The organism is Alcanivorax sp. HI0083 (genome assembly GCF_001635175.1).
Genome location: NZ_LWFX01001288.1, coordinates 1 through 1,305, shown reverse-complemented (window position 1 = coordinate 1,305; position 1,305 = coordinate 1). Strand labels below are relative to the sequence as shown.

At 56.9% G+C, this 1,305-nt stretch carries 2 protein-coding genes; both read right to left on the bottom strand.

Annotated features, from left to right (window positions below; all coding sequences use genetic code 11):
• Positions 1-372, bottom strand: a 372-nt coding sequence (locus A3754_RS19105; protein WP_197468723.1) for an ATP-dependent metallopeptidase FtsH/Yme1/Tma family protein, incomplete at its 3' end; no start/stop codon positions are given.
• A 164-nt stretch (positions 373-536) separates the two neighbouring features.
• The gene (rlmE, locus tag A3754_RS19100; RefSeq protein ID WP_063520965.1) at positions 537-1,163 is read right to left on the bottom strand and encodes a 23S rRNA (uridine(2552)-2'-O)-methyltransferase RlmE; all 627 of its coding nucleotides are present in this window, start codon (positions 1,161-1,163) and stop codon (positions 537-539) included.
• Positions 1,164-1,305: the final 142 nt, after the last annotated feature.

The window sequence follows — 1,305 nt, the reverse complement described above, 5'->3', positions numbered from 1 at the left end:
CTGCATCTGGCGCATAAAGAAGATAAAGATGGCCAGAATCAGCAGAATGGGCAGTACGGACAGGAACAGCTGGGTCAGAAAGCCCTGACGCTGGGGCTCCAGGCCCACCACGTTTACATCATTCTGGATCAGCGTGGGCATCAGATTGGTGTCCAGCGTCGGCGGTTTCACCGTGCGGAACTGGCCACCATCCGTGTAGGTCCCGGTAATCGTACTTTCGCCGATTTTCGCTTCCTGCACTTTGCCGTCTTCTACCCGCGAAATGAAGGTGGAATAGGGCACATCTGTGGTTGCAGGCTGCGTACTGAGACTGGATGCCACCACGTACAAGACGCCGGCAATCACCAGCCACAGCACAATATTCTTGGTCATGTCGTTCAAGGGAGACCTCGATTAATCCGGGCGCTCGCGCGCACACTAACGAACTTAGAACCTGCCTGGAGCCTATACGCAGGCTCTTACACCTTACACCATTTGCCAGAAGCAACGTAATGCCGGTTCGGACAGGAATATAGCCATTTTACGGCTTTCACCGCCTATTTCAGGCCAAAACCCAACTGATAGACCTCTGTGGAGCGAGCCCGGCTTGCCGCCGGTTTGCGGCTGACGACGCGCTTGAAACGGCTTTGCAGCGCTTTGCGGTAGTCTTCAAACCCCTCACCCTGGAATACCTTGACCAGAAACAGGCCATCCGGTTCCAGCACCCGCTCAGCCATATCCAGCGCCAACTCTGCCAGATACATGGCCCGCGGCTGATCTACAGCACTATTACCACTCATATTGGGGGCCATGTCGGACATTACAAGGTCTGCCCGCTGATCCCCCAGCGCCGCAAGGATTTGCTCATAGATCGCATCCTCACGAAAGTCCCCCTCAATGAAGGTCACATCCGGCAGGGCATCCATGGCGAGAATATCACTGGCAATCACCGTCCCCTTGCCGCCGATCAGCTGGCCCGCCACCTGGCTCCACCCCCCCGGCGCAGCGCCAAGATCCAGCACCGTCATTCCCGGCCGGAACAAACGGTCTTTCTCGTGCATTTCCAGCAGCTTGAAACTGGCCCGGGAGCGATACCCCTGCTCCTGGGCCCTGGCCACCCACGGGTCGTTGAAATGTTCTTTCAACCAAGCCTTGCTGGTCTTGGAACGGCTGGACTTCGCCATGGCCCCTCTCTCCTGAATTCTCTGTACTCGCAAGCCCTCATGACTAACCCACATGACGGCTGCTTTTCGGCCGGGTAATACGTAGAATACGCGCACAGCAACCCTTTCTGGAGCTACACCGTGCCGCTATCTACCCAGGACA